The sequence below is a fragment of the Vibrio sp. Isolate33 genome (genome assembly GCF_022397895.1).
In the GTDB taxonomy this organism is placed as follows: domain Bacteria; phylum Pseudomonadota; class Gammaproteobacteria; order Enterobacterales; family Vibrionaceae; genus Vibrio; species Vibrio pomeroyi.
Genome location: NZ_JAKEUP010000015.1, coordinates 23,162 through 48,411, shown reverse-complemented (window position 1 = coordinate 48,411; position 25,250 = coordinate 23,162). Strand labels below are relative to the sequence as shown.

The 25,250-nt window shown below is 45.7% G+C and carries 22 protein-coding genes; 5 read left to right on the top strand and 17 right to left on the bottom strand.

The genetic code is table 11. From position 1 onward, the window contains the following. Nucleotides 1-24: 24 nt before the first annotated feature. Complete coding sequence (gene lpcA / locus L1D37_RS18380) at nt 25-600, bottom strand: D-sedoheptulose 7-phosphate isomerase (protein ID WP_017063379.1); 576 nt, start codon at nt 598-600, stop codon at nt 25-27. A gap of 326 nt (nt 601-926) precedes the next feature. Between lpcA and fadE the strand changes: the two genes are divergently transcribed. Further along, on the top strand, nt 927-3,392 hold the full coding sequence (gene fadE / locus L1D37_RS18375) for an acyl-CoA dehydrogenase FadE (RefSeq protein WP_239848731.1): 2,466 nt from the start codon (nt 927-929) through the stop codon (nt 3,390-3,392). Nucleotides 3,393-3,522: 130 nt separating this feature from the next. Here the strand turns inward: fadE and L1D37_RS18370 are convergent, their stop codons facing one another. Continuing rightward, entirely contained in the window at nt 3,523-4,770 is a 1,248-nt protein-coding gene (locus L1D37_RS18370; RefSeq protein WP_239848730.1) for a TIGR03503 family protein, read from the bottom strand. A 9-nt stretch (nt 4,771-4,779) separates the two neighbouring features. Then, complete coding sequence (dnaQ, locus tag L1D37_RS18365; protein WP_161687277.1) at nt 4,780-5,547, bottom strand: DNA polymerase III subunit epsilon; 768 nt, start codon at nt 5,545-5,547, stop codon at nt 4,780-4,782. Nucleotides 5,548-5,603: 56 nt separating this feature from the next. Between dnaQ and rnhA the strand changes: the two genes are divergently transcribed. Then, complete coding sequence (gene rnhA, locus L1D37_RS18360; RefSeq protein ID WP_239848729.1) at nt 5,604-6,068, top strand: ribonuclease HI; 465 nt, start codon at nt 5,604-5,606, stop codon at nt 6,066-6,068. A gap of 75 nt (nt 6,069-6,143) precedes the next feature. Here rnhA and L1D37_RS18355 read toward each other — a convergent pair whose 3' ends face one another. Continuing rightward, nucleotides 6,144-6,929, bottom strand: coding sequence for a class I SAM-dependent methyltransferase (locus tag L1D37_RS18355; RefSeq protein ID WP_239848727.1), 786 nt, complete (start codon nt 6,927-6,929; stop codon nt 6,144-6,146). 53 nt (nt 6,930-6,982) lie between these two features. Between L1D37_RS18355 and gloB the strand changes: the two genes are divergently transcribed. The 3 genes from gloB to L1D37_RS18340 all read left to right on the top strand — a co-directional run bounded on the left by gloB (nt 6,983) and on the right by L1D37_RS18340 (nt 10,066). After that, complete coding sequence (gene gloB / locus L1D37_RS18350; protein WP_239848726.1) at nt 6,983-7,741, top strand: hydroxyacylglutathione hydrolase; 759 nt, start codon at nt 6,983-6,985, stop codon at nt 7,739-7,741. Between the two features lie 70 nt (nt 7,742-7,811). Further along, the gene (locus L1D37_RS18345; protein WP_239848725.1) at nt 7,812-9,383 is read left to right on the top strand and encodes a LysM peptidoglycan-binding domain-containing protein; all 1,572 of its coding nucleotides are present in this window, start codon (nt 7,812-7,814) and stop codon (nt 9,381-9,383) included. Then, on the top strand, nt 9,380-10,066 hold the full coding sequence (locus tag L1D37_RS18340; protein ID WP_176680289.1) for a YIP1 family protein: 687 nt from the start codon (nt 9,380-9,382) through the stop codon (nt 10,064-10,066). Before L1D37_RS18345 ends, L1D37_RS18340 begins: the two co-directional genes overlap by 4 nt. A gap of 51 nt (nt 10,067-10,117) precedes the next feature. Here the strand turns inward: L1D37_RS18340 and L1D37_RS18335 are convergent, their stop codons facing one another. The 13 genes from L1D37_RS18335 to bamA form a co-directional block, all read right to left on the bottom strand. After that, a complete protein-coding gene (locus tag L1D37_RS18335; RefSeq protein ID WP_239848724.1) occupies nt 10,118-10,960 on the bottom strand; it encodes an endonuclease/exonuclease/phosphatase family protein in 843 nt (280 codons plus the stop codon). A gap of 61 nt (nt 10,961-11,021) precedes the next feature. Beyond that, the gene (gene glnB / locus L1D37_RS18330) at nt 11,022-11,360 is read right to left on the bottom strand and encodes a nitrogen regulatory protein P-II (protein ID WP_004738609.1); all 339 of its coding nucleotides are present in this window, start codon (nt 11,358-11,360) and stop codon (nt 11,022-11,024) included. Nucleotides 11,361-11,490: 130 nt separating this feature from the next. Next, nucleotides 11,491-11,802, bottom strand: a complete 312-nt coding sequence (locus L1D37_RS18325; RefSeq protein ID WP_048661228.1) for a cytochrome c — start codon at nt 11,800-11,802, stop codon at nt 11,491-11,493. Nucleotides 11,803-11,860: 58 nt separating this feature from the next. Next, nucleotides 11,861-13,195 carry a tRNA lysidine(34) synthetase TilS gene (gene tilS / locus L1D37_RS18320; RefSeq protein WP_239848723.1) on the bottom strand — a complete coding sequence of 445 codons (1,335 nt, stop codon included), beginning with the start codon at nt 13,193-13,195 and terminating at the stop codon, nt 11,861-11,863. Nucleotides 13,196-13,321: 126 nt separating this feature from the next. Further along, entirely contained in the window at nt 13,322-14,281 is a 960-nt protein-coding gene (accA, locus tag L1D37_RS18315; RefSeq protein ID WP_008224015.1) for an acetyl-CoA carboxylase carboxyl transferase subunit alpha, read from the bottom strand. A gap of 45 nt (nt 14,282-14,326) precedes the next feature. Continuing rightward, nucleotides 14,327-17,806, bottom strand: a complete 3,480-nt coding sequence (gene dnaE, locus L1D37_RS18310) for a DNA polymerase III subunit alpha (RefSeq protein ID WP_239848722.1) — start codon at nt 17,804-17,806, stop codon at nt 14,327-14,329. Between the two features lie 129 nt (nt 17,807-17,935). Then, on the bottom strand, nt 17,936-18,556 hold the full coding sequence (gene rnhB / locus L1D37_RS18305; RefSeq protein WP_048606660.1) for a ribonuclease HII: 621 nt from the start codon (nt 18,554-18,556) through the stop codon (nt 17,936-17,938). Between the two features lie 48 nt (nt 18,557-18,604). Then, nucleotides 18,605-19,801, bottom strand: coding sequence for a lipid-A-disaccharide synthase (gene lpxB / locus L1D37_RS18300; RefSeq protein WP_239848721.1), 1,197 nt, complete (start codon nt 19,799-19,801; stop codon nt 18,605-18,607). Nucleotides 19,802-19,930: 129 nt separating this feature from the next. Next, complete coding sequence (lpxA, locus tag L1D37_RS18295) at nt 19,931-20,719, bottom strand: acyl-ACP--UDP-N-acetylglucosamine O-acyltransferase (protein WP_239848720.1); 789 nt, start codon at nt 20,717-20,719, stop codon at nt 19,931-19,933. 1 nt (nt 20,720) lies between these two features. Then, nucleotides 20,721-21,173, bottom strand: a complete 453-nt coding sequence (fabZ, locus tag L1D37_RS18290; RefSeq protein ID WP_048661224.1) for a 3-hydroxyacyl-ACP dehydratase FabZ — start codon at nt 21,171-21,173, stop codon at nt 20,721-20,723. Nucleotides 21,174-21,266: 93 nt separating this feature from the next. Further along, nucleotides 21,267-22,298, bottom strand: coding sequence for a UDP-3-O-(3-hydroxymyristoyl)glucosamine N-acyltransferase (gene lpxD, locus L1D37_RS18285; protein ID WP_239848718.1), 1,032 nt, complete (start codon nt 22,296-22,298; stop codon nt 21,267-21,269). 5 nt (nt 22,299-22,303) lie between these two features. Continuing rightward, nucleotides 22,304-22,804, bottom strand: coding sequence for an OmpH family outer membrane protein (locus L1D37_RS18280; RefSeq protein WP_017056311.1), 501 nt, complete (start codon nt 22,802-22,804; stop codon nt 22,304-22,306). Between the two features lie 27 nt (nt 22,805-22,831). Then, nucleotides 22,832-25,237 (bottom strand): outer membrane protein assembly factor BamA, encoded by a 2,406-nt coding sequence (gene bamA / locus L1D37_RS18275; protein WP_176680297.1) that lies wholly within the window; start codon nt 25,235-25,237, stop codon nt 22,832-22,834. Nucleotides 25,238-25,250: the final 13 nt, after the last annotated feature.

Below are 25,250 nucleotides of genomic sequence, written 5' to 3'. Positions count from 1 at the left end.
GGGCTCCAAATGTCTGTATAACTATTATTCCATCTCTTTTTCAACAAGTTGAATCACAATATGGATGATCTTAATGTGAATCTCTTGGATGCGATCTGCGTAGCCAAAGTGTGGTACTCGGATTTCGATATCAGCACAACCCGCCATTTTACCGCCATCTTTACCCGTCAATGCGATAGTTTTCATGCCTTTCGCTTGAGCCGCTTCAATCGCTTTTAGAATATTGGCAGAGTTACCTGAAGTCGACAGACCGAACAACACATCGCCTTTACGACCTACCGCTTCTACATAACGAGAAAATACGTGGTCGTAGCCAAAATCATTACTCACACAAGATAAGTGGCTAGGGTCTGAAATCGCAATGCCCGCGTAGCCCGGGCGATTTTCACGGTATCGGCCTGTTAGCTCTTCCGCGAAGTGCATCGCATCACAGTGTGAGCCACCGTTACCACAAGAAAGCACTTTGCCTTCTTGTTTGAATGAGTCAGCAATCAGTTTTGCAGCCGCTTCAATTTGAGCAATGTTGTGATCATCACTCAAGAACTTGTTAAGAACGTCAGCAGCTTCGTTCAATTCACTTTTGATTAGGTCTTGGTACATAAGGCTTATCTCTTATATTTTTTTACGCAACTTAAGGTACGTGAAATGAGAGCTGAGGGTTTTTCCCTCTTTTACCTGAGTTTACCCACAAACATGAAATAGTGTCGACACTTAAGCCCAAAGATTGCCACCTTAATTAATATCTCACTGCAGAACCGTCCAATTATTCACCACCGACCTCTCACAATTAGAATTTTAACTCTATTAAGATCACTTTTTACCCAATTTAGAGTTTTACAAATATTTAATATTTTGTTTACACTTAACTGGTTAGACCTCTTACCTAAAATCATAACGATAAGTGATCTCTGAAAAGGAAATCGATCATGAACATATTGCTCTCCCTACTCGGCATGACAGCCATCTTAGGCGTCTGTCTTTACCACAGAGTTAGTCTGGTACGCGCGTTAATCGTATTAACTGGCGCGATGGTAGCATTAACACTGTTTGGCGGCGTGGCTGTCACCGGTTGGCTATGCTACTTGTTAGCCGTTGCGATCTTTGCAGTTCCAACTATTCGCCAAACTTTAATCAGTCAAAAAGCACTCTCTTTATTTAAGAAAGTTCTACCGGCGATGTCTCAGACAGAAAAAGAAGCACTAGAAGCTGGCACAGTATGGTGGGAAGCAGAACTGTTCAAGGGCAAGCCAGAGTGGAAGAAGCTGCAGAACATTGCTGACCCGAAACTCTCTGAGGCGGAGCAAGCGTTTTTAGATGGTCCAGTCAATGAAGTGTGTGAAATGGTCAATGATTACCAAGTCACTCATGAGCTTGCAGATTTACCGCCAGAAGTATGGCAATACCTGAAAGACCATAAATTCTTCGCCATGATCATCAAGAAAAAATACGGTGGTTTAGAATTCTCTGCTTACGCTCAATCTCTGGTTCTACAGAAGCTAACAGGCGTTTCCAGCGTGCTGTCATCAACGGTTGGTGTACCTAACTCGTTAGGCCCAGGTGAGCTGTTGCAACACTACGGTACAGAAGAACAAAGAAACCACTACCTTCCACGCTTGGCAGAAGGTAAAGAGATCCCTTGTTTTGCCCTAACTAGCCCAGAGGCAGGCTCTGATGCTGGCTCTATCCCAGACTACGGTGTGGTATGTAAAGGCGAATGGCAAGGTGAAGAAGTTCTAGGGATGCGCCTAACTTGGAACAAGCGCTACATCACTCTTGCACCAGTTGCCACCGTACTTGGCTTGGCCTTTAAACTGCGTGACCCAGACGGCTTACTGGGTGACCAACAAGACCTTGGCATCACATGTGCCCTTATCCCAACCGATTTGAAAGGTGTGGAGATTGGTAACCGCCACTTCCCGCTTAACGTTCCTTTCCAAAATGGTCCAACTCAAGGTGACGATATTTTCGTTCCTATTGATTTCATTATTGGTGGTCAGAAAATGGCAGGCCAAGGTTGGAGAATGCTGGTTGAATGTCTGTCGGTGGGTCGTGGTATCACACTGCCTTCAAACTCTACTGGCGGTATCAAAACAGCCGCGCTTGCTACTGGTGCTTACGCTCGTATTCGTCGTCAATTCAAACAGCCTATCGGTCGTATGGAAGGGGTCGAAGAACCACTAGCACGCCTAGCAGGTAATGCTTACGTAATGGATGCAGCAAGTAACCTCACCGTTGCGGGTATCGACCTTGGTGAAAAGCCTTCGGTTATCTCTGCCATCGTTAAGTACCACTGTACCCACCGTGGTCAACGCAGCATCATCGATGCGATGGATATCGTAGGCGGTAAAGGTATTTGCTTGGGTCCATCGAACTTCTTAGCGCGTGGCTACCAAGGCTCTCCAATTGCGATTACGGTTGAAGGTGCGAACATCCTGACTCGCTCGATGATCATCTATGGTCAAGGTGCAATTCGTTGTCACCCTTACGTTCTTAATGAAATGGAAGCGGCTTACTCTGAAAGCAGTGATGCTCTGGATAAGTTTGATTCAGCGTTAGCAGGACACGTTAGCTTTACTATGAGTAACCTAGTCCGCAGCTTGTGGTTTGGTTTAACCGATGGCCGTGGTTCAGATACGCCAACGCCAGCCAATAAAACTGACAAACAGACACAACGTTACTACCAACAACTGAACCGTTACAGTGCTAACCTAGCGCTACTATCTGATATCTCAATGGCAGTGTTAGGCGGTTCACTGAAACGCAGAGAACGCCTATCAGCAAGACTGGGTGACATCCTGAGTCAATTGTACTTAGGTTCTGCAACGCTAAAACGCTTTGAGAGCGAAGGCAGCCACGCTGAAGATCTACCGCTAGTACATTGGGGGATGCAAGATAGCTTACGTCAAACTGAAGTGGCGATTGATGAGTTCTTGGCGAACTTTCCTAATCCAGTAGTTGGTCGTCTGTTACGTGTTGTATTAATGCCATTTGGTCGTATTCGTCGCGCACCAAATGACAAGCTGGATAGCAAAGTAGCACACATCCTACAAACACCAAGCGAGACGCGTTCACGTATCGGTCGTGGCCAATACTTAGCGGATACTCAATACAACGCGGTTGGTAAGATTGAGAAAGCACTAGAAGTGATTCTTCAAGCTGAACCTCTGTTCGACAAAGTCTGCAAAGAGACGCATCAAAAACGCGCCTTCCTAAGACTGGATCTTGTTGCTGAACAAGGCTTAGAGAAAGGCATCTTAACGCAAGAAGAGGCTGACCTTCTAATCAGTGCAGAACAACACAGACTGTACACGATTAATGTTGATGACTTCTCTCCAGAGGAACTAGCAGCAAAGCCACAATATCCAGGCCAATCAATTGATAACGTAGCCTAGATTTTGCAATAGAAACGAAAACGGGACTCCTTTGAGTCCCGTTTTTTTGTTCATGACATCGTTGTCACAAATTCTAATGCTATACCTCTAGAGGCTTATCCTCTCTAGACAACCTAATCATCTAAGCGAGTTACTTTGGCGCCTTAAGTTGCATCTCTGGTTGAGCTCTTTTCTTAGCTGTCACTTTACGAACCACAAACCAAATCAGCAAGCCCAATAGAATGGCAACCACATTACCCACCCCGATAATGATCATGCTGCGCTGTCTGTCATCTTCACGCTTTTGAAGAATCATTAATTCCGTAGCAATGCGCTTCTGTTCAGCAAGCGCTTCTTCTTGAAGGCGTCGAGATTCTGCTAAGTCGATATCTTCCACAACACTGTACGACTGCTCGGTAATTGGAAAGATCAGCGGACGTTGACTTGAAGCGTCGGTGGCATAAACCATCCCAGACCAGTTATAGATCCCAAGCTCACCATTGTAAGGCACCTCTAAAGGTACTTTCATTGCATCGACGTCAGCTTGGCCTTGCTTGTACGTTACATAATCATCAGGCGCTCTATGCTCAACGTGAACCGCTAAGGAGCTCGGTGCGATCATGCCTTGTTCGCCAGACACAACAATGGTGTGAGGTAACCCCTCTTTGCGTGACTGAATAAAAGTAGTGGTAATCGGTGTTGGGTAGACTAAAACCTCTTGTTCCTGCGCTCGCAAGAACACGCCATTGCCAGAAGTAATACGCGCGCGGTATTTTCCCGGCTCAATATCAATCGGCAGTGACACAGTAAAGACGCCATCTCCCGCTTTCTCGTCGAGATCCACACCGTCGTCAGCAAACTCGCCCATAACAACAGGCACTGGGCGCGCTTCTCTCACTAAAGATTCTTCGTTTTCGACAAACTTGGTGAACGTCACCTTGAGCTTCACGCGATCGAGAAAATCACGCAGTACAAGAGGCTTTCCGTCAGAGGTCAAACGAGCGGTAAATTTGATGTGTTCGGTTTGATACAACTTGTCTGGAAACTCATTGGCATCCAAAACAAGGTGAGACAGGAGCTTGATGTTGTTCTTAGGGGAAACTTTACCGACCGCTTGCCAAGGGCCTGGCATCGGCTTGTCGATAGAGATAATGTCCATGGACGACTCTTCGTACCAACGGACATTATCAGCATTACGCCAAGAGTAGTATTTCTTGCCGTCAGGGCGAACCAAAACGACTGGCTTAGAGTTATCGGCTCGATAAATCACAAAGGTGACTTGTTCAATACTGGGATCAACGCGAAAACGGTTGTCCAATAAACTCATTACGGATTCCGTTGCCGCATGTAAGCTAAAGCTTAACAGCAATAAGTAACCGGTAGCCAATACCCTTAACATACTTTCTCCCTACTGACGCCAAAGGCAGCTTCCGCTTTTCTCGACGAGGTCTAAACGATTTTGATGCGCTTCTACTTCATCGGCCGTAGCTCGTAAAACCTTTAGGGATTTTCGACCACTTTCTACTCTTCGTATGCTTTCGGCTTCGCCTTCTTGTTGGCCAGCGTTAAATTGCAGCGAAGTTTGGCCACCCGTCATCAATAAGTAGACGTCGGCTAGGATCTCCGCATCGAGCAATGCGCCGTGGAGAGTACGGTGCGAGTTATCAATACCGTAACGGTCACATAAGATATCTAGGTTGTTTCTTTTACCCGGGAATATCTTCTTCGCCATTGCCAAGGTATCGGTAACTTTACAGTAGTCATCCGTTTTACCTATCGCAGGATTAAGCTTCTCAAACTCATAGTCCATAAAGCCCGTATCGAAGGGCGCGTTATGAGCCACCAGCTCAGCGCCTTTGATAAAGTCGAGAAACTCTTTATGTATGTCTTGGTATTCTGGCTTATCCACCAAGAATTCATCGGTAATACCGTGAACGCCAATCGCCTCTTCTTGAATCGCACGATCGGGCTTGATGTAGACGTGGAAATGACGCCCGGTCAGCCTACGGTTGATGATCTCTACCGCACCAATCTCAACGATGCGATGCCCCATATAGTGAGGGCCACCCTCTGTATTCATACCGGTGGTTTCGGTATCGAGTACAACGATGCGCTTATTTTCGTTTGAACTGTTTTTTTCGTTCGTGCTTTGTTCTGGAGTGCTACTGGTATTCATAAGGATAACTGTGTCAGACTATGCCGATAATGTGCTTGAGGTAATAGTATCAAATCATGACGAAACAAGTTGAAATTTTCACTGATGGTTCTTGTTTAGGTAACCCTGGCCCGGGTGGCTATGGCATCGTACTTCGCTACAAAAAAGTCGAAAAGACATTAGCGGAAGGTTTTACCCTAACAACCAATAACCGTATGGAAATGCTCGCCGCTGTCGTGGCTCTGCAAACCCTCAAAGAGCCTTGCTCCGTCATTCTGACCACGGATAGCCAATACGTGCGCCAAGGCATCACACAGTGGATTCACAACTGGAAAAAACGTGACTGGAAGACTGCCGATAAAAAACCGGTTAAAAATGCCGACTTGTGGCAAAGGCTCGATAAAGAAACAGCGCGTCATAATGTTGACTGGCGATGGGTTAAAGGACACGCCGGACACAGAGAAAACGAAATGTGTGATGATTTAGCAAGAACGGCCGCAGAGAACCCAACTCAAGAAGACACGGGTTATCAGCCAAGCTAATCACCTTTTGAAATGAGATGTACGTTTCGAAGCAGATTTATAGTTTCTTAAACGGACAGATAAATGAAAAGCCGACTACGAGTCGGCTTTTTCTGTTTTTAACGGGTATGGTGCTTTTGTGGAATGCACTGAACGACGAGAGTTGGTTCTAAAACTTGCTCCCACAGGAGAGAATCGTCGCTTAAGGTGCCAATGCGGCTTGATAGGTTTGAGCGGATAAGTACGTTTACGAGCAACAATAAAGTATTGGCTGCCAGCAAAAGAGGCACAACCACCTAAAGCGTTCTCCAACCACGTCCACATCGCTTGATACTTACTCATCGGAAACAACGCGTAGGTATCACAATGAATCACTTCATAATTAAGCACACCGAGCCAATCTTTAATTCGATTTGGCGTGTACATGCGCCCGCTCCAAGGCAAGCTGTTCTTTCGCCAAGGCATAAAACTAGCCAGCCCAGTCACACTGAAAGGATTGAAGCCAGTGATGATGATATAGCCATCGTCCATCATCACTCGGTCGACTTCTCTCAATAATCGATGCGGGTCATTGCTATAATCTAATTGATGACTGAGCACCACAACATCAAAACTTTTCTCCAAAAAGGGCAAATTATAGCCATCCGCTATCACATTATGTAATGGGTTCTGGATATCTAGGTTTACTTGATGTTGAATGTTGCATGTGCAGCTAGAAATCTCACTACTTAGGCCGCCGAGCTTGAGCATATGGTAACCAAATAGCTTTGGGCACCACTCATCGAGTCGAGTTTGAATAGATTCTCTCAACCAATCCCCATTGTGCAACTGTGCCCAAGTGTAGGGATGTTCAAACTTCTTTCTGCTACGTGCTGGCTTCATCAATAATCTGTCTCACTTATTCTGTCGCACTGAAAGTGACTGGAGAACCAATAATGTTACATATCAAAAGCATACCTGCATTTAACGACAATTACATCTGGCTGATTGAAAATAGCGATAGCCGTTGTGCTGTCGTCGACCCTGGTGATGCGGCTCCAGTATTAGAGTACTTAGCGAACCATGAGCTAACTTTAGATGCAATCTTGATTACACACCACCACCACGATCACATTGGTGGCGTTCCAGAGCTGGTAAGACAGTTTCCCGGCGTCGATGTTGTTGGCCCTCGAAATGAACCTATCCCGACATTAACGCATCCTGTTGATGATGGTGACCAGTTAGAGCTGTTTGATGAAGTGTTCCTCGTGTTAGGACTCAGTGGACACACGGCTGGTCATATTGGCTATGTGGGTGATGCCAAACTATTTTGTGGTGATGTATTGTTCTCAGCAGGCTGTGGCCGAATCATGGAAGGCACACCACAACAGATGTTCGATGCGCTGAATAAGATCACAACGCTGCCTCAAGAAACTGAAGTGTATTGTGCACATGAGTACACTGCAGCCAATATCGCTTTCGCATTGGCGGTTGAGCCTGATAACCAACATTTGCAGCAATATCGCGACCAAGTGAACCGACTGCGTGCTCAAAATAAGTCGACCATCCCCACAAATTTGAGACAAGAGAAGTTTGTGAACCCTTTCTTGCGCTACACCGAACCAAGTGTAGTCAAATCAGTATCTAATCGTACCGAACAGACCGATCCTCTATCAGTATTCACCGCTTTACGTGCGTGGAAGAACGAATTTTAACAAATACAGACTTGTCACTCATAGGGGGTGGCAAGTATTATCATCGGCCGTTTATTAAAAAGGCTGTAACATGCGAGTTAAGTACAGCTGGGCTTTGGTATTACTACTTTCTGGTTGCCAATTAACTCAGTCAGAGAATCCAGACCAAGCTTCCGAGCAAACCAACACATCTCCTACTAAAGAAGTTTCTCAAGCGAACGTTTCACCAGAAGCGACCAAAGAAGAACCAAAAGTTGAAGCACCAGTCGTTACTCCACAAACACAAGAAGATGTTTGGAAACGCATTGCGATGCAACTTGAAATGGAAGTGCCAGACCAAAAGAAGGTCGACTACTACCGAACTTGGTATCTAAAGCACCCTAGTCATCTAAAAACCGTCTCACAACGAGCTGAACCTTTCCTTTATTTGATCACCACTAAGATTGAAGAAAGAGATATGCCTTTAGAATTGGCACTGTTGCCGGTTGTTGAAAGCTCATTTGACGCGTTTGCTTATTCTCACGGCAGCGCTGCCGGCCTATGGCAGTTCATTTCTGGCACAGGCGAGGCTTACGGACTAGAACAGAACTTCTGGTACGACGGCCGTCGTGACGTTGCTGCTTCTACCGATGCGGCATTAGACTTCCTAACCGATCTTAACAAGCGTTTTGATGGTAACTGGCAACACGCAATTGCGGCCTACAACAGTGGCGGTGGTCGTGTAAACAGTGCTATCCGTAAGAACAAGAAGCTTGGTAAGCCAATCGACTTCTTCTCACTGGATCTGCCAAAAGAGACCAGCAGCTACGTACCTAAACTTCTGGCACTAGCAGACGTGATCGCTAACCAAGAAAAGTACGGCATTGATATCCCTGCGATTCCAAACAAGCCGGTACTGACTCTGGTTAACCCTGAAGAGCAACTTGATTTAGCGATTGCTGCAAACTATGCGGGCATTCCAGTCAAAGAACTGCAAGGCTACAACCCAGCTTATAACCAGTGGGCGACATCACCTGAGAAGCACCAACAATTACTGCTTCCTATCAGCTCAGTTGAAAAATTCAACAAAGAAGTGGCAGCGAATAAAGGCAAAGGCATGAAGTTGGTACGTTACCAAGTTCAGTCGGGAGACAGCATTAGCGTACTGGCAAGCAAATACAACACCACCAGCAAAGTGATTCGCTCTGCAAACGGGTTGAGCAACAACAATATTCGTATTGGCCAGCATCTGCTTATCCCAACCTCAACCAAAGACGACAAAACATACGCACTAAGCGCTTCAAACCGCCTAGCAAGCACACAGTCGAAGAGTCGTGGTCAATATAAGCTTAGCCATACAGTAAAAAGTGGTGACAGCCTATGGACGATTGCACGCGCAAATAAGGTATCTCACCAATCACTGGCTAAGTGGAACGGTATGGGACCACGCGACACCCTTAGAGTTGGTCAAGAACTGGTCATTTGGAAGAATGGTTCAGACGGCGCCATCATCCGCACGATCTTCTATAACGTAAGATCAGGTGACACAGTCAGCGGTATTGCATCAAAGTTCAAAGTAAAAAGTGCAGATGTTGTAAAATGGAACACTTTGCAGAACAAGAAATACTTACAGCCAGGACAAAAACTGAAGCTGTATGTTGATGTAACTAAGGTAAGTGTATGAACCCGTCAAGTAACCCACTCGTCATGCTGTTGGATATATTCCGTTCACCAACAGCTTGTTTCTTAGCGCTTTATCAAAGAAGCGCTTGGGGATGGCAACCCTACGTCGTATTAATACTCAGCCCATTTTTATTTTGGGGTGCTTATTTTTCGAATGTAGATTTTGCTTGGTTAAGCGCAGAGTTATCAAAACAACTGGCTCAAACTAACCCTGACCAATTGGCGTTACTTGACAGCAATACCCTACTCGCAAGTGAAATCATCAACGATGTATTTGGCCGAACGTTAACCATCGTTCTGTTGGCGTTCTGGTTTAACCTCGCAACTAAGCCAAGCCAACATCAGCATAGCTTTTGGCGCTGGTTCGCGGCGGCATCGGTTGTGATATTCCCTGCAGTGTTAGGTGATGTAGCGAGCTACGCAAGCCTAATCCTCAAGCACGGCCATGTGATGAACTACGCGGCGGATCTGAACAGCTTAAACGGCTTAATCAAGTTACCTCTAACCAGCGACTGGTCTCAGTTTGCAAGCTCATTACCACTGCTATTACCTTGGTACATCGTACTTGGCTACGCAGCCGTACTAACTTGGACTGAGTTTGAACGTGGGCAGGCATTGGTAATTTCAGGCTTACCGTGGGTTGGTTACTACCTAATCTGGGCGATCTACATTTTAGTATCGTAAATAACCCAGAAAATAGAATAAGTTAGTAAACCTACTGAGTACCTGAATGAGCTACTTCGCCTTAAAGGTCACTAGCATTGGATTATGATCAGAAGCGTCCGTCATGGGCGCTTTTGCTTTTTCTACCTCTAGCCCTCGATAGAACACATGGTCGAGCACCAAACCCGTCATAAATTGAGTTCGGTTATCTGGGTCAAACGCCACCTCCGTTAAGCCCACCTTTTCAAGCGCATCTTTTAATACCGTAAAGCGCGCTTCGCTCCAACTATTAAAGTCTCCCGCAAAGATGACGGCACCGCGATATTTTTGTAGGTTATCGGTCAAGCTTTTGAGTTGAGCTTCGTAATCTTCCGTACCAAACGTAAAGTTCACCGCGTGAATATTAATCACCGCAAGCTCTTCACCATTGCTCAACTGATAACGAGACCAAAGAGCCGATTTAGGCAGTTGAAGCCAAGGCTCTTCATGAGTATAAGCACACGCTTCTATCGGTAAATGAGTCGCTAGGTTGAGCACGCCCGCGCTTTGTTCAAAAGCTTCAAACGCATTCACACGAGTACTTCCCCATTGACCACTCGTCACCCATTGGCGAAGCCCATCCGTCATGCTCGCTTCTTGCAGTAAGACTAAATCACTGCCCGCCGAGAACTTATTCAGCTCGCTCTGCCAGTTGTTGCGGTTCTGCTTGTAGATGTTCCAGACGGTGAGGCTTAACCCATCTGACACATCAATCGCTTTCGGCTCAGAATTTTGGTAGCAACTGTAGATATCATTGCTGGTATTTTGAGAGGAAGTGATCAGGTTAGGTTTATTCGGGATCACGAAGATAAGATGAAAACTAGCAACAGCGAGTGTTATCAAGACTACGATAACAATGATGGTTTTCTTAAACATACAGCACCCTACCAGAAATGAAAAAGGAGCGATAAACGCTCCTTTTAGGGTAATAGTTTTTTTATACGGCGTCTTCGTCTTCTTCGCCAGTACGAATACGTACTACTCGTTCAACGTCAGTAATGAAGATCTTACCGTCGCCAATTTTGCCTGTTTGCGCCGTTTCGATAATGGTATCAACACATTGGTCAGCCACTTCGTCGGTCACAACAATTTCCAATTTCACTTTAGGTAAAAAGTCGACCATGTACTCTGCGCCGCGGTATAGCTCAGTATGACCTTTCTGACGTCCAAAGCCTTTAACTTCAGACACTGTCATACCCGTAATACCCACTTCTGCAAGTGCTTCACGTACATCATCAAGTTTGAATGGCTTGATAATGGCTTCAATCTTTTTCATGTTCATCCCTTAAACTGTGCGAATGGCTCATTATCGGTTAGCTATAGTAAACATTCAATGAAAAAAGCCAGAGCTTTAAAGCTCTGGCTCGAAATTTATCATCTTGTTTAATCAGCGCTTTAAGAAGGTTTTACTTAAGGCTTGCGTAGTAAGCGGCTAGATTAGCAATATCTGCATCATTCAGCATTGAAGCTTGAGCCTGCATTACAGCGGCCAAACCACCGGTGCGCTGGCCGTTCTTATATGCGTTAATTGATGAGGCGATGTATTGCTCGTTTTGACCTTTAAGGTTTGGGTAACCTGGGATCACTGCGATACCATCGGCACCATGACATGCTGCGCAAATTGCTGCTTTAGCTTGACCCGCAGCAACATCACCCGCCAGAGCGTTACCACTCAATAGTCCAAATCCAAGAACTAATCCTAGTGTAATTTTCTTCATTGCATATTCCATTAATTATTTTTATTAAAGTGACGTCGAATTGTGACACAAACTTTTTCTACTTGCTCCAAAGCGCTTCACAATCTTGACCTTCGTAGTCTTTATCTACGAATAAGCCTAAAACAGCGATCACTCGCTCGCCATCCATTAATATTGGCGTTCTGCGTCGTAACCAACTGGGTATTTGGTATTCCTGAAAGAGTTTCTTGAGCTTTCGACTATGTCCACGCCCAACAGGATGCGCAGATAATCCTTCAGGGTTGAAGATCACTCGTAGCGCTCCGCTTGAGTCCTTCAAACTGAAGTTTTGTGAATAGCTACCATTCGATACAGCATCACTCTGTGACGGCATTAATTTCAGCTCCCCTAAACCATCGGGCAGTTGCAAGCTATCACCAAGCACAACATCGGCATGCCAACTCGACAAATCCTTAGTCTCTCTCACTATGTAGAGCTGATGATTAAAACGCCTAACCTCAACCTCATTCAACACCAATTTAGGGTTGGCATCCGCCTGAGCGCACGCCACTTCATTCCAGATAAGCTTGAGTTGCTTTTGACTCGGCATTGCTTGATTACACTGACTCAACCACATCCTTAGCAGTCGTGCTCGTAACAAGTCTGAGTGTTGAGATAACGCCTCAATGTTTAAGCTCTGGCTATTTCCCAAAGCTTGCTGAAAGTGTGATTCAAGCAACTCATCGAGCAATAACTCTTGCTCCGCACAAAGCTGAGCACTGCGACTGACCGATTCACGAAAGCTCGGCCAACGCTCAGTCAGCACCGGAGTCACTTGATGACGAATAAAGTTACGGTCGAAACGCACATCCTGATTACTTTCATCTTCTACCCACGTTAAGCCCATGTCATGAGCGACTGCTTCAATCTCGGCTCGAGTTACCGATAGCAGTGGACGAACAATATGAGCATCAGAAAACGGCATCACTTTCGCCATCGAAGAAAGACCTTTCGGACCACTGCCTCGCTTTAACGCTAACAGGAAAGTCTCGACTTGATCATCGATATGTTGGCCAGTGACAAGCACATCCCCGTGTCGGATATGTTGTTTGAAGGCGTGGTATCGAGCATCTCGAGCGAGCTTTTCTATGCTTTCCCCACAATTAACATCCAGCGACACTCGCTCAATAGCTAGTGGAATAGACAAAGCATCACACCATGTTTGGCATTGCTCTGCCCAGTGATCTGCATTCTTGCTTAGACCATGGTGAACATGAACCGCATGGCACTCAATGGCGTGCGCTTGGGCATATTGAGCAGCTAACTCCAACAACACTCGTGAATCGACACCACCACTGAAAGCGACCACCAACCTACGAGGCTTAAGTGCGCTTTGGTTAAGTACGGATGTGAAGATTTCGATTAGGTGCGTCATGAGGCGAATAAACCAAGAGGTCGTGTGTGAAGGGATAATGTTTTAATAATAAAAAAGGGTTGGCACTGAGTCCAACCCTTTCATCAACTTGTTACATTAAGCAGACCTTATCGCTAAGGCAACTTATCAGCAGTAGCCGTAGCTCATTAGACGCTGGTAACGACGCTCAAGAAGCGTTTCGTTATCAAACTGCTCTAGCTCTTCTAGCTGTTTAACTAGCATGTCTTTCATGTTCTGAGCAGTCTGTACTGGGTCACGGTGCGCGCCACCTAGAGGCTCAGGAATGATTTCGTCGATAAGCTCAAGCTCTTTAAGACGAGGAGCAATTAGGCCCATCGCTTCAGCCGCTTGTGGTGCTTTATCTGAATCACGCCATAAGATTGAAGCACAACCTTCTGGAGAGATTACTGAGTACGTAGAGTATTGAAGCATGTTCACGTAGTCACCAACACCAATCGCTAGTGCACCACCAGAACCGCCTTCACCAACAACGTTACAGATAACTGGAACAGAAAGACCAGCCATAACCTTTAGGTTTTTCGCGATAGCTTCAGATTGACCACGTTCTTCAGCACCAACACCTGGGTATGCGCCCGCTGTGTCGATGAAAGTAATGATAGGCATGTTGAAACGCTCAGCGGTTTCCATTAGACGTAGCGCCTTACGGTAACCTTCTGGCTTTGGCATACCAAAGTTACGGATCACTTTCTCTTTAGTCTCACGACCTTTCTGGTGACCAATAACCATAACAGGACGGCCATTTAGACGAGCCATACCACCCACAATAGCTTTGTCGTCAGCGTAAGCGCGATCGCCCGCCATCTCTTCAAACTCTGTGAATGCATGCTCCAGGTAATCTTTTGTGTAAGGACGTTGAGGGTGACGAGCAAGTTGAGCTACCTGCCATGCACCTAAGTCACTAAAGATTTTCTGTTTAAGCTCTAAGCTTTTTTTCTCTAGTTGTTCGATTTCTTTGTCTAGATCTACCGCTGTGTCACCACCGTGACGCGAAACGTCACGTAGCGCTTCGATTTTTGCTTCAAGTTCAGCGATAGGCTTTTCAAATTCTAGAAAGTTCAGGCTCATCTATGAATCCTTGTTGATTCAGCTCCACAGTCATGGAGCTAAATTTTAGTTAAATTCGAGTTCTACTTGGCTATTTCCAAGCAGCTGTTTTAATTCGTCTAGTAATGTATCACTTGGCGTCACGCGCCATTCTGTGCCCAATGTTAACCGCGCTCTAGCGTCGGCACGTTGGTAGTATACATTGACTGGGACCGTTCCGGCTCTATAAGGTTCTAAGATTTGACCAAAGCGTTCAAAAAATTGACCATTAATCTGGGATTGGTCGATAGATATCGATACCCCACGAGCATATTTTTCACGGGCGCTTCCTAAGTCCATGACCTCGCGCGCGGACATTTTAAGCCCACCGTTGAAGTCATCAAAGCTGACCTGTCCAGAAACGACCACAATTTTGTCTTTTTCGAGCAATTCTGCGTAGCGATCGAGCGCATCTGAGAACAACATCACTTCCATTCGACCAGATCGGTCATCAAGTGTCATCAAACCGATTCGTGTACCGCGTTTAGTGGTCATCACCCTAGCCGCAATCACTAAACCTGCAATCGTTAATGATTGGTCACGACGCGTTGGTGTGGCATCCTTCAAACGACAGCTGGTGTATTTCGCTAATTCTTTGATGTAAGCGTTAACCGGGTGACCAGTTAGATACAAACCAAGTGTTTCACGTTCGCCTTCAAGCCAAACCTTCTCAGGCCACTTTGGCACTTGGGTATACTTGTGTTCAACCTCTTCCGGAGCGTCGGTCAACACGCCAAACATATCTGATTGTCCAAAGGACTCTGCGTGGTGATGTTGGCTTGCCGCTTTAACTGCATCCGGCAATGAAGCCATCATCGCAGCACGGTGAGGACCTAATCTATCTAAGGCACCGGATAGAATCAACTTTTCGATAACACGTTTGTTGACCTTCTTCAGATCAAGGCGTGCACAGAAGTCGAATAAGTCTTTAAAGTAACCGCCCTTATTGCGCGCTTCGATGATCGCTTCGATAGGGCCTTCACCAACCCCTTTGATCGCGCCGATACCATAAACAATCGCGCCATCTTCATCCACGTTAAAGCGGTACAAGCCCGAGTTGATATCAGGTGGAAGCAGCTTGAGCTTCATACGGAAACATTCATCAACAAGGCCAATAACCTTCTCGGTGTTATCCATATCCGCCGTCATTACCGCAGCCATGAATTCCGCTGGGTAGTGCGTTTTCAACCACAGCGTTTGGTAAGAAACCAGTGCGTATGCAGCCGAGTGAGATTTGTTAAAGCCGTAGCCCGCAAATTTCTCAACCAAGTCAAAGATCTTCATGGCAAGTTCGCCATCAACACCGTTGGCTTCAGCACCTTCTTTAAAGGTACCACGCTGTTTCGCCATCTCTTCTGGCTTTTTCTTACCCATCGCACGACGCAACATATCCGCGCCGCCAAGCGTATAGCCCGCCAGAATCTGTGCGATCTGCATTACCTGTTCTTGATACAGGATGATGCCGTAGGTCGGTTCTAGTGTCTCTTTCAGTGATTCGTGTTGCCACGTTTCATCAGGGTAAGAAACCGCTTCTCGGCCGTGTTTACGGTCGATAAAGTTATCTACCATGCCCGATTGCAGAGGACCCGGACGGAACAGGGCTACCAATGCGATGATATCTTCAAAACAGTCGGGCTGTAGACGTTTGATCAGGTCTTTCATACCACGCGATTCCAGCTGGAATACCGCGGTGGTTTCGGAATTTTGTAATAGGTTGAACGACGCTTGGTCATCAAGAGGAATCGACTCGATACGAACCGGTTCTTTACCCTCTTTCTTCAAACGTGGGTTCACTAGGCCTAGTGCCCAGTCGATGATGGTCAGGGTACGCAGACCCAAGAAGTCAAACTTAACCAAGCCAGCCGTTTCAACGTCATTCTTATCGAATTGCGTTACTGGGAAGTTACCTTCAGCATCGGCATAAATTGGCGCAAAGTCAGTAATCGTAGTTGGTGAGATTACAACACCACCCGCGTGTTTACCGGCGTTTCGCGTACAACCTTCAAGAATACGACATTTATCGATCAGCTCACGAACTTCTTCATCGCCATCATAAAGCTCCGGCAGTGCTGGTTCAGCAAGGAATGCTTTCTCTAGCGTCATGCCCGGATCTGGCGGTACAAGCTTTGAAATTCGGTCAACGAAACCAAACGGGTGACCCAATACACGGCCTACGTCGCGAATTACCGCTTTCGCCGCCATGGTACCAAAGGTGATGATCTGAGATACCGCATCACGACCGTACATTTCAGCTACGTGGTCGATAACTTGGTCGCGCTTATCCATACAAAAGTCGATATCGAAATCGGGCATCGAGACACGTTCTGGGTTCAAGAAACGTTCGAAAAGGAGATCGTATTCAAGTGGATCGAGATCGGTGATATCCAATGCGTAAGCGACTAGAGAGCCGGCACCAGAACCACGGCCAGGACCTACTGGCACATCGTTGTCTTTTGACCACTGGATGAACTCCATTACGATCAAGAAGTAACCTGGGAAACCCATGTTGTTGACAACTTCGAGCTCGATCTTGAGTCGCTCATCGTATTCTGGTCTGCGCTCAGCACGCACTTTTTCATCAGGGAATAGGAACGCTAGACGTCGCTCAAGGCCTTCTTCTGACTTCTTAATCAAGAAGTCTTCAATCGCCAAACCTTCCGTTGGGAAGTTAGGCAGGAAGTACTCACCAAGACGAACAGTGACGTTACAACGCTTAGCAATCTCAACACTGTTCTCAAGTGCTTCTGGGATATCTGAGAACAACTCGCACATCTCTTCTTCGCTACGAAGATACTGTTGCGCGCTGTAATTTTTAGGGCGACGAGGATCGACCATCGTAAAGCCATCATGAATCGCTACACGGATTTCATGGGCATCAAAAAGATCTTCAGTTAGGAATACTACTTCGTTGGTTGCAACAACAGGTAAGTCTTGTTGCTCAGCCAGTTCCAACGCAAAGTGCAGGTAAGACTCTTCATCCGGACGTCCGGTACGAATCAGTTCAAGATAGAAACGGTCTGGGAAGTATGTTTTGTAAAACTCGACATTACTTGCAACCAGATCACGGTTGCCTTTCAGCAAGGCTTTACCAATTTCACCTTCTTTCGCACCCGATAGGATGATTAGGCCTTCGGCATTCTCAATCAACCACTCTTTATCGATAACAGGCTGATGCTGTACATGGCCGCGAAGGTAAGCTTTTGAGATAAGCAGCGTTAGGTTGTTATAACCTTTATTGTCGGTTGCAATGACGGTGAGCTTGGTTAGCTCGTCACCGAACTCTGGAGACTGCATCAAGAAGTCAGCACCAATAATTGGTTTAACCCCGCACCCATGAGCAGTACCGTAGAACTTAACCAAACCACAAAGGTTGGTAAAGTCGGTAAGTGCTAGAGCAGGCATACCCATTTCAGCGACTTTTTTAACTAATGGCGGCACCTTAGAGAGGCCATCCACCATAGAAAAGTCACTGTGTACGCGTAGGTGAACAAATTTTGGATCTGACATTATTTTTCCTGAATTCTAGGTTTGAGCCTAGGGTTACAACTGTGTGTATTCTATTTTTTTCTGACGCAAGTAAGCAACTTTATTCGATGCCTATCTCTAGTTAACGTAAAGCTCTAATCTATATAGAGCTTAATCAATGCCAAGAATACGCTTTACTGGCTTAAAGCTCTTACGGTAATGCTCGGTAACACCATGTTTTTCAATCGCTTCGAAATGTGCTTTGGTTGGGTAACCTTTGTGTTTCGCAAAACCAAACTCTGGATGCAGCTTGTCCAGTTCTTCCATCTCCTGGTCACGAACCACTTTAGCGATAATAGACGCCGCGCTGATCTCTGCTACTCGTAAATCGCCCTTTACAATAGCCAGACCGTCCATTGGCAGTTCAGGAACACGGTTACCATCGATCAGTGCCATGTCAGGCTGAACGCTCAACCCAGCGATAGCGCGCTGCATGGCGACCATGGTTGCCTGCAGAATGTTCAACTCATCAATTTCTTGTGGTGAACAACGACCAACCGACCACGCCAAGGCTTTCTCTTTAATTTCAGGAAGCAGAGCAAGGCGCTTTTTCTCAGACAGTTTTTTTGAATCGTTTAAGCCTTCGATTGGATTATTTGGATCGAGGATAACCGCAGCAGTCACCACATCGCCTACCAATGGCCCGCGCCCTACTTCATCCACACCAGCAAACAACTGGTAACCTTGCGGATATTCAAACGGAGGAAGCTCTTTTTTTTCTTTTACTGCCATGACAATTCTCTTTGTAACTTATAAGTCAGTGCTTGATGGAGCTGCACTTTATGATTCAACAAACTCTCGACCGATCAATTTCAGCACCGCGTTGGCGGCTTGCTTATCAGCATCTTTACGAATCCAGTGATGCATCTCAGTAAAACGTTCAATCAATGCACTGTTGTCGGCTGATAGCATTTTGTCGACAGATGGGAACAAGAAGTCTGGGTGACACTCTTCAAGAATATGCTCTTTCACGATCTCTTCACCCGCCAAAATATTCGGCAGTGATACGAATTCAGTGATTGCTAGCTTCTTCACAATGTAGCCTGTCAGCTTATTTACTTTGTAGCCAACGACCATTGGGCGCTTCAGTAACATACACTCAAGAGCCACTGTGCCTGAAGCCAGAAGCACAGAGTCAGCAGCAGTAATCACGTTGGTTGCCGTATCTTCGACTAACGTAAATTCGAGCTCAGGCGCTGTTGCTTGCCAGATTTCAGTAAACTGTTTTTTACGCTGTTCATTCACAAGCGCAACAACAAAATTGATGTCAGGGTATTTTTGCTTAATGCGTTGGCACGTTTCGATAAATGGTTGAGCGATCAAACCCATCTCACCACCTCGACTGCCTGGTAACACGGCTAACCACTGCTTGTCTTGATCTAAGCCTAACAGCTCACGTGCATCTTGTTGGCTTGGTTCTAAAGGAATTGCATCAGCCAACGTGTGGCCAACAAATTCACAGGCAACGTTGTATTTATCGTAAAACGCTTTCTCGAATGGCAGAAAGGCCAAAACCAAGTCGGTTGCTTTATCGATTTTAAAGATACGCTTAGGACGCCAAGCCCACACTGAAGGGCTCACGTAATGAACCGTCTTAATGCCGGCGTTCTTAAGGTCAAGTTCAAGCCTTAGGTTGAAGTCAGGTGCATCAATACCCACAAACACATCAGGCGGGTTTTGAGTGAAATACTTCACCAGCTCCGCTTTCACTTTTAATAAGCGAGGTAAACGGCCAAGTACTTCAACTAAGCCCATGACAGCAAGCTCTTCCATCTCGAAAAGAGACTCACAACCAAGCGCCTTCATTTTTGGTCCGCCAATACCCACGAATTCAGCATTCGGGTATTGTGATTTGATTGCTTTGATAAAACCTTCGCCAAGCGTGTCACCAGAGAGTTCTCCGACAACGATACCTACGCGCAGTGGTTCATTCGAAACAAAGTCCGTGCTGTTGGTTGCTGTTTCTTGCTGTGCCATAGTTTTCCAATTCCCTTCTTGCCTAAAACAAAAAAGATCGCCTAATGATTAGCGATCTTTTTGTTATACCAATCTGATTAAGTCATTATTGTCATACTTGCGCGGATTGGTACACAACCACATCCAGTATTAACGAATAATACCGCGCTCAGAGTTCTCTAGCATTTCTAGCATAGGAGCCACCGAAGTAAACTCTTTCGCCATTTCAACTAAAGCCGCTTTCGCTTCTTCAAGTGTTTTACCTGAACGGTATAACTCTTTGTACGCTTTCTGTAGTGCGCGAATCTCTGGTTTCTCGAACCCGTTACGTTTCAGACCTACAAGGTTAAGGCCGAATGGTGCAGCGTGGTTACCTTGTGCAAGTACGTATGGCAATACGTCTTGAACAACGGCAGAACAGCCACCAATGTATGCGTAAGCACCGATTGAACAGAATGGGTGAATCGCAGAAAGCGCCATAACACCAGCGTAATCGCCAACCGTTACGTGACCACCTAAAATAGCATTGTTACCAATGTGAGTGTGGTTACCAACAATAACGTCGTGCGCTACATGAGCGTTAACACAAAGCAGGTTGTCATTACCGATCACTGTGGTTGCTTTATCTTGAACCGTACCACGGTGGATTTGAACCGCTTCACGAATCACGTTGCGATCGCCGATCACAACTGTTGTGTCTTCGCCACCGTACTTCTTGTCTTGGTTCTCTTCACCAATCACAGCGTGTGGGAAAATGCGGTTTTCTTTGCCAATCGTGGTGTGACCTTTGATCACAACATGCGACATGATTTCTGTGTCGTCGCCAATGGTCACATTACCAGCAATGTAAGTGAAAGGCCCAACCGTCACGTTAGCACCGATAGTTACATCACCTTCGATTACTGCTGCCGGGTGAATTTTCGCTGTTTCATGAATCATATTAAAACTCTCTACGAGCACATTTAAGTTCAGCTGAACATACAACGTCGCCGTCAACTTTTGCTACACCGTTGAACGATGCAATACCACGACGCTCTTTTAAGAATTCAACTTCGATAACCAGTTGGTCACCAGGCACTACTGGCTTACGGAATTTTGCTTTATCAACACTTGCAAAGTAGTAAAGCTCGTTGCCAGAAGGCGCACCAAAAGATTTAAATGCTAGAAGGCCTGTTGCTTGTGCCATTGCTTCTAAGATCAACACGCCTGGGAATACAGGAAGTTGTGGGAAGTGGCCTGTGAACTGAGGTTCGTTAACAGAGACATTCTTAATCGCAGTCAGTGTTTTTTCTTTTTCAAAGCTAGTCACACGATCAACCATTAAGAATGGGTAGCGATGAGGTAATAGTTCCTGAATTTCAGTAATGTTCATCGTTGTCTGTTCAGTAGTCAAAGTCGTATTCCTATATATATTCTTTATTTAATTAGAAGGATTATAAACGAAAAAGACTCGCTGTACGCGAGCCTTTTATTAGAAATGCTGGAATTATGATTCCGCGCTCTTCTCGATAAGTTTTTCAACGGTTTTCAAACGCTTGTTCATTTCATCAATTCGATGAACACGCGTTGCTGTTTTACGCCAATCTTTGTTTGGCTGTAAAGGAATACCCGAAGAGTACATGCCTTTCTCAGTGATGCTGCGCATTACCATTCCCATACCGGTGATTGTAACGCCGTCAACGATTTCAATGTGACCATTAATCACACTGCCGCCACCAATAATACAGTACTTACCTATCGTCGTGCTGCCTGCGATGATAGTACCACCCGCAAGAGCAGAACCATATCCGATGTGAACATTGTGAGCAATTTGAAGTTGGTTATCTAAGATAACGTTATCTTCAATGATTGTGTCATCCAATGCACCACGGTCAATGGTCGTACACGCGCCGATTTCTACGCGGTTACCAATGCGAACAGAACCCACTTGCGGGATCTTAACCCACTCGCCTTTCTCGTTCGCATAACCAAAGCCATCAGAACCGATCACCGTACTTGATTGCACTAAACACGCTTCACCAATCACTACTTCATGGTAGATGCTTACGTTAGCCCAAAGCTTAGTGCCAGCACCAATCTTTGCGTTTTTACCAATGAAACAGCCCGCGCCGATGATCACATCGTCACCAAGAACAACACCAGACTCAATCACAGCGTTTGCGCCAATAGACACGTTTTGTCCAATAGTTGCATCACCTGCAATTGAAGCTGAATCAGCAATAGCCGCAGCCGGTGCAGGAGTAGTATCAAGCGCTTGAGCAACTTTAGCAAAAGCAACGTAAGGGTCATTAACCACAATCACGTTAGTCTTACACAGTTCACGCTCACTCTCTTTAACCATAATAGCGGATGCTTTACAGTCACCTAGGTGCTTGCTGTACTTCACGTTAGAAAGGAACGTAATGTTACCTTCTTGCGCTTTATCCATAGGAGCGACTGCTGAAACGGTAATAGTACCATCTCCGTGTAGCTCTCCCCCGGTAATCGTTGCCAATTCGGCTAAAGTCAGATTCTTCATAAAACTTATTTCAGTGCTTTAATTACTTTCTCAGAGATGTTGTATTCTGGCTTGCCGTATTGCAGAGCTTGAATATCAACGATCATGTCGTAGCCTTCTTTCTCTGCAACTTTCGTTACAGCATCTTGAATCACTTTGAATAGCTTCTGCTTCTCTTGTGCTTCACGACGTTGGCTTGCTTTTTCTAGTGCTTGAGCTTTGATTTTGTACTTGCTGTCTAGTTGACCTACTTCGATACGTAGCTTCTCAACTTCGTCAGGACCTAGTAGCTCGCCATCACGCTTAAGCTTTTCAATCTTCGTTTTAGCTTCCGCTTGAATGCTTTGCAGCTCAGCTGCTTTGTCTTTGAACTCTTCCTGCATTTTTTGAAGAACAACTTCACGCTGAGGTAGAGCCTGGAATACTTGTGCAGTGTTTACATAACCCACTTTTTGCGCAGCTTCAGCAGCTGTTGCAAAGAAAGAAGAGCTAAGAACTACAAGGCCTAAACCTGCTGCTTTAATCATATTTTTCAAAATATTGTCCTTTAAATATTAGAAAGTTCTACCAATGGTGAATGTGAAGAATTCCTCATCATCACCTTCGTAAATTTTAATTGGTTTCGCTAGAGAGAAAACCAGTGGGCCCATCGGTGACATCCATTGAAGGGCTGCACCATAAGATGAACGGTAGTTCGTTGGATCAGAGTAATCGTAGTAGTACTGACCGCCACTATTAGGTGCGCCACGATCTACGAACTCGGTATCCCATACACTTGCCATATCGAAGAAGACACTAGTACGAATCTGGCTACGTGCTTCATCAGAAGCAAACGGCGTAGGTACGATTAACTCTAAACTTGCCAAGGCAACCGCGTTACCACCTACTGAATCATCCGTAGCGGTATCGTAGGTTGGGTTGTTACCCGTGCTGCTTCCGTAAACGGCTTTCGGACCTGCCGAGTTAGAGCCAAAACCACGTAGGGTTGTAAAGCCACCCGCATAGTAGTTCTCGTAGAATGGGAACAAGTTATCGTTACCATCCGTTTGACCATAACCATTACCATAGCCTAATCGGCCACGCATCAATAGTGTGAACTCATGCTTTTTGGTCAGCGGGATGTAATGTTTTACATCGTACTGCATTTTGAAGTACTGAGCATCAGAGCCTGGTACCGTCATTTTAGCGAAAGCACGTTGGTGGTTACCCTCAGTTGGGAAGAAACCACGGTTCAAATTGTTACGCGTCCATGAAATATTGATATCGAAGTCATCGGTTAAGATGTGCTCGTCACCGTATTGGTCGATACTTCTCGCGAACTGTTCAACTTGGATATAAGTCGGTACGTTACCGATCTTGTTGTGCGTGTAACCCACACCAAACTCGATACGGTTCAGCTCATCCATAGGGAAACCCCATGTTAAGCTCGTACCATAACTTTGGTTGGTATAGTCGACGATACCCGCTTCAGATGCTTCAAATTCGTTGTAGAAGATCTTACCGCCTAAACTCACACCATCAAGGTTCCAGTATGGGTCGCGGTAGTCTAAGCTCACGTTCTTTTGGTAATCATTCATCATGGCACTTACACCAACACGGTTACCAGAACCTGCAAAGTTGTCTTGTTGTAGACCAACTTGGAAGCTCACACCCGATTCAGTACCGTAGCCGACACCAAAGTTAATGCTGCCCGAGTTCGCTTCTTTAACGTTGTAAACCAGATCCACTTGGTCTTCACTGCCAGGAACACGTACCGTTTGTACGTCCACAGTCTCGAAGAAACCTAAACGGTTAAGACGGCTCTTACCCGTATCAATCGATTTAGAGTTCAGCCAACTGCCTTCCATTTGACGCATTTCACGACGTAACACTTCATCTTTTGTTGAGTTGTTACCCGTAAAACGAATATCACGAACGTAGATACGGCTTCCCGCTTCTACATTGATAACGAGCGAAACTTCTTTAGTCTCGTCATTGAATTCTGGAATAGTACGAACTTGTGGGTAAGCATAGCCAGACTCACCAAGAATACGTTTTACGCCTTCTTCAAGTGAAGTAACAGAGGAGCCGTTGTACGTATCACCATCTTCAAATGGCACTAGAGCATCAAAATCAGCCTCACGACCAATCAGCTCACCACGGAACGACACATCTTTAACGGTATAAGCTTCGCCTTCATCTAGGCCAAGCGTGATATAAACACCTTTCTTGTCTGGAGAGATCGCAACCTGAGTTGAGTCCACCTTAAACTTAAGGTAACCACGGTCAAGGTAGTACGATTTCAGTGCTTCAATATCACCCGCTAAAACTTGCTTCTGGTATTTTTCGTCAGCAAGGAAGTTCCACCACGCAACGTCTACGTTGAGGTTAAAACGGCTAAGCAGGTCAGCATCAGAGAAGACTTCGTTACCGATAAAGTTGATTTGCTGAATCTTAGCGGATACGCCTTCAGTAAACACAAACTTAAGGTCAGAACGATTACGCGGCAAAGGCGTCACAACCGCTTTTACTGTCGCGTTGTATTTACCAACACTGTAGTAAAAGTCTTCAAGGCCTTTCTCAATATTACTCAGCGTTGTACGGTCAAGAGCTTCACCTTCACGAACACCAGACGCATCTAGGTTTTGCTGAAGCTGTTCTTCTTTAATCGCTTTGTTACCAGAGAATGAGATGCTTGCGATGGTCGGTCGTTCTTGAACTTGAACAATCAATACACCTTCATCACGAAGTACTTTAACGTCCTCAAAGTTGCCCGAAGCATACAATGCACGAATGATCTCAGACACATCGCTTTCATCCACTTCATCGCCAATACGTACTGGCATTTTCAGTAGAGCTGCACCAAGTGCAACACGCTGTAAACCTTCGATCTTGATATCTTGAACTACAAAGTTTTGTGCTCCGTTCGCAGCCACACTAGTGGCCAATAGACTTGCGAACAGAATTTGCTTAATCGCCATACTTATTCTAATT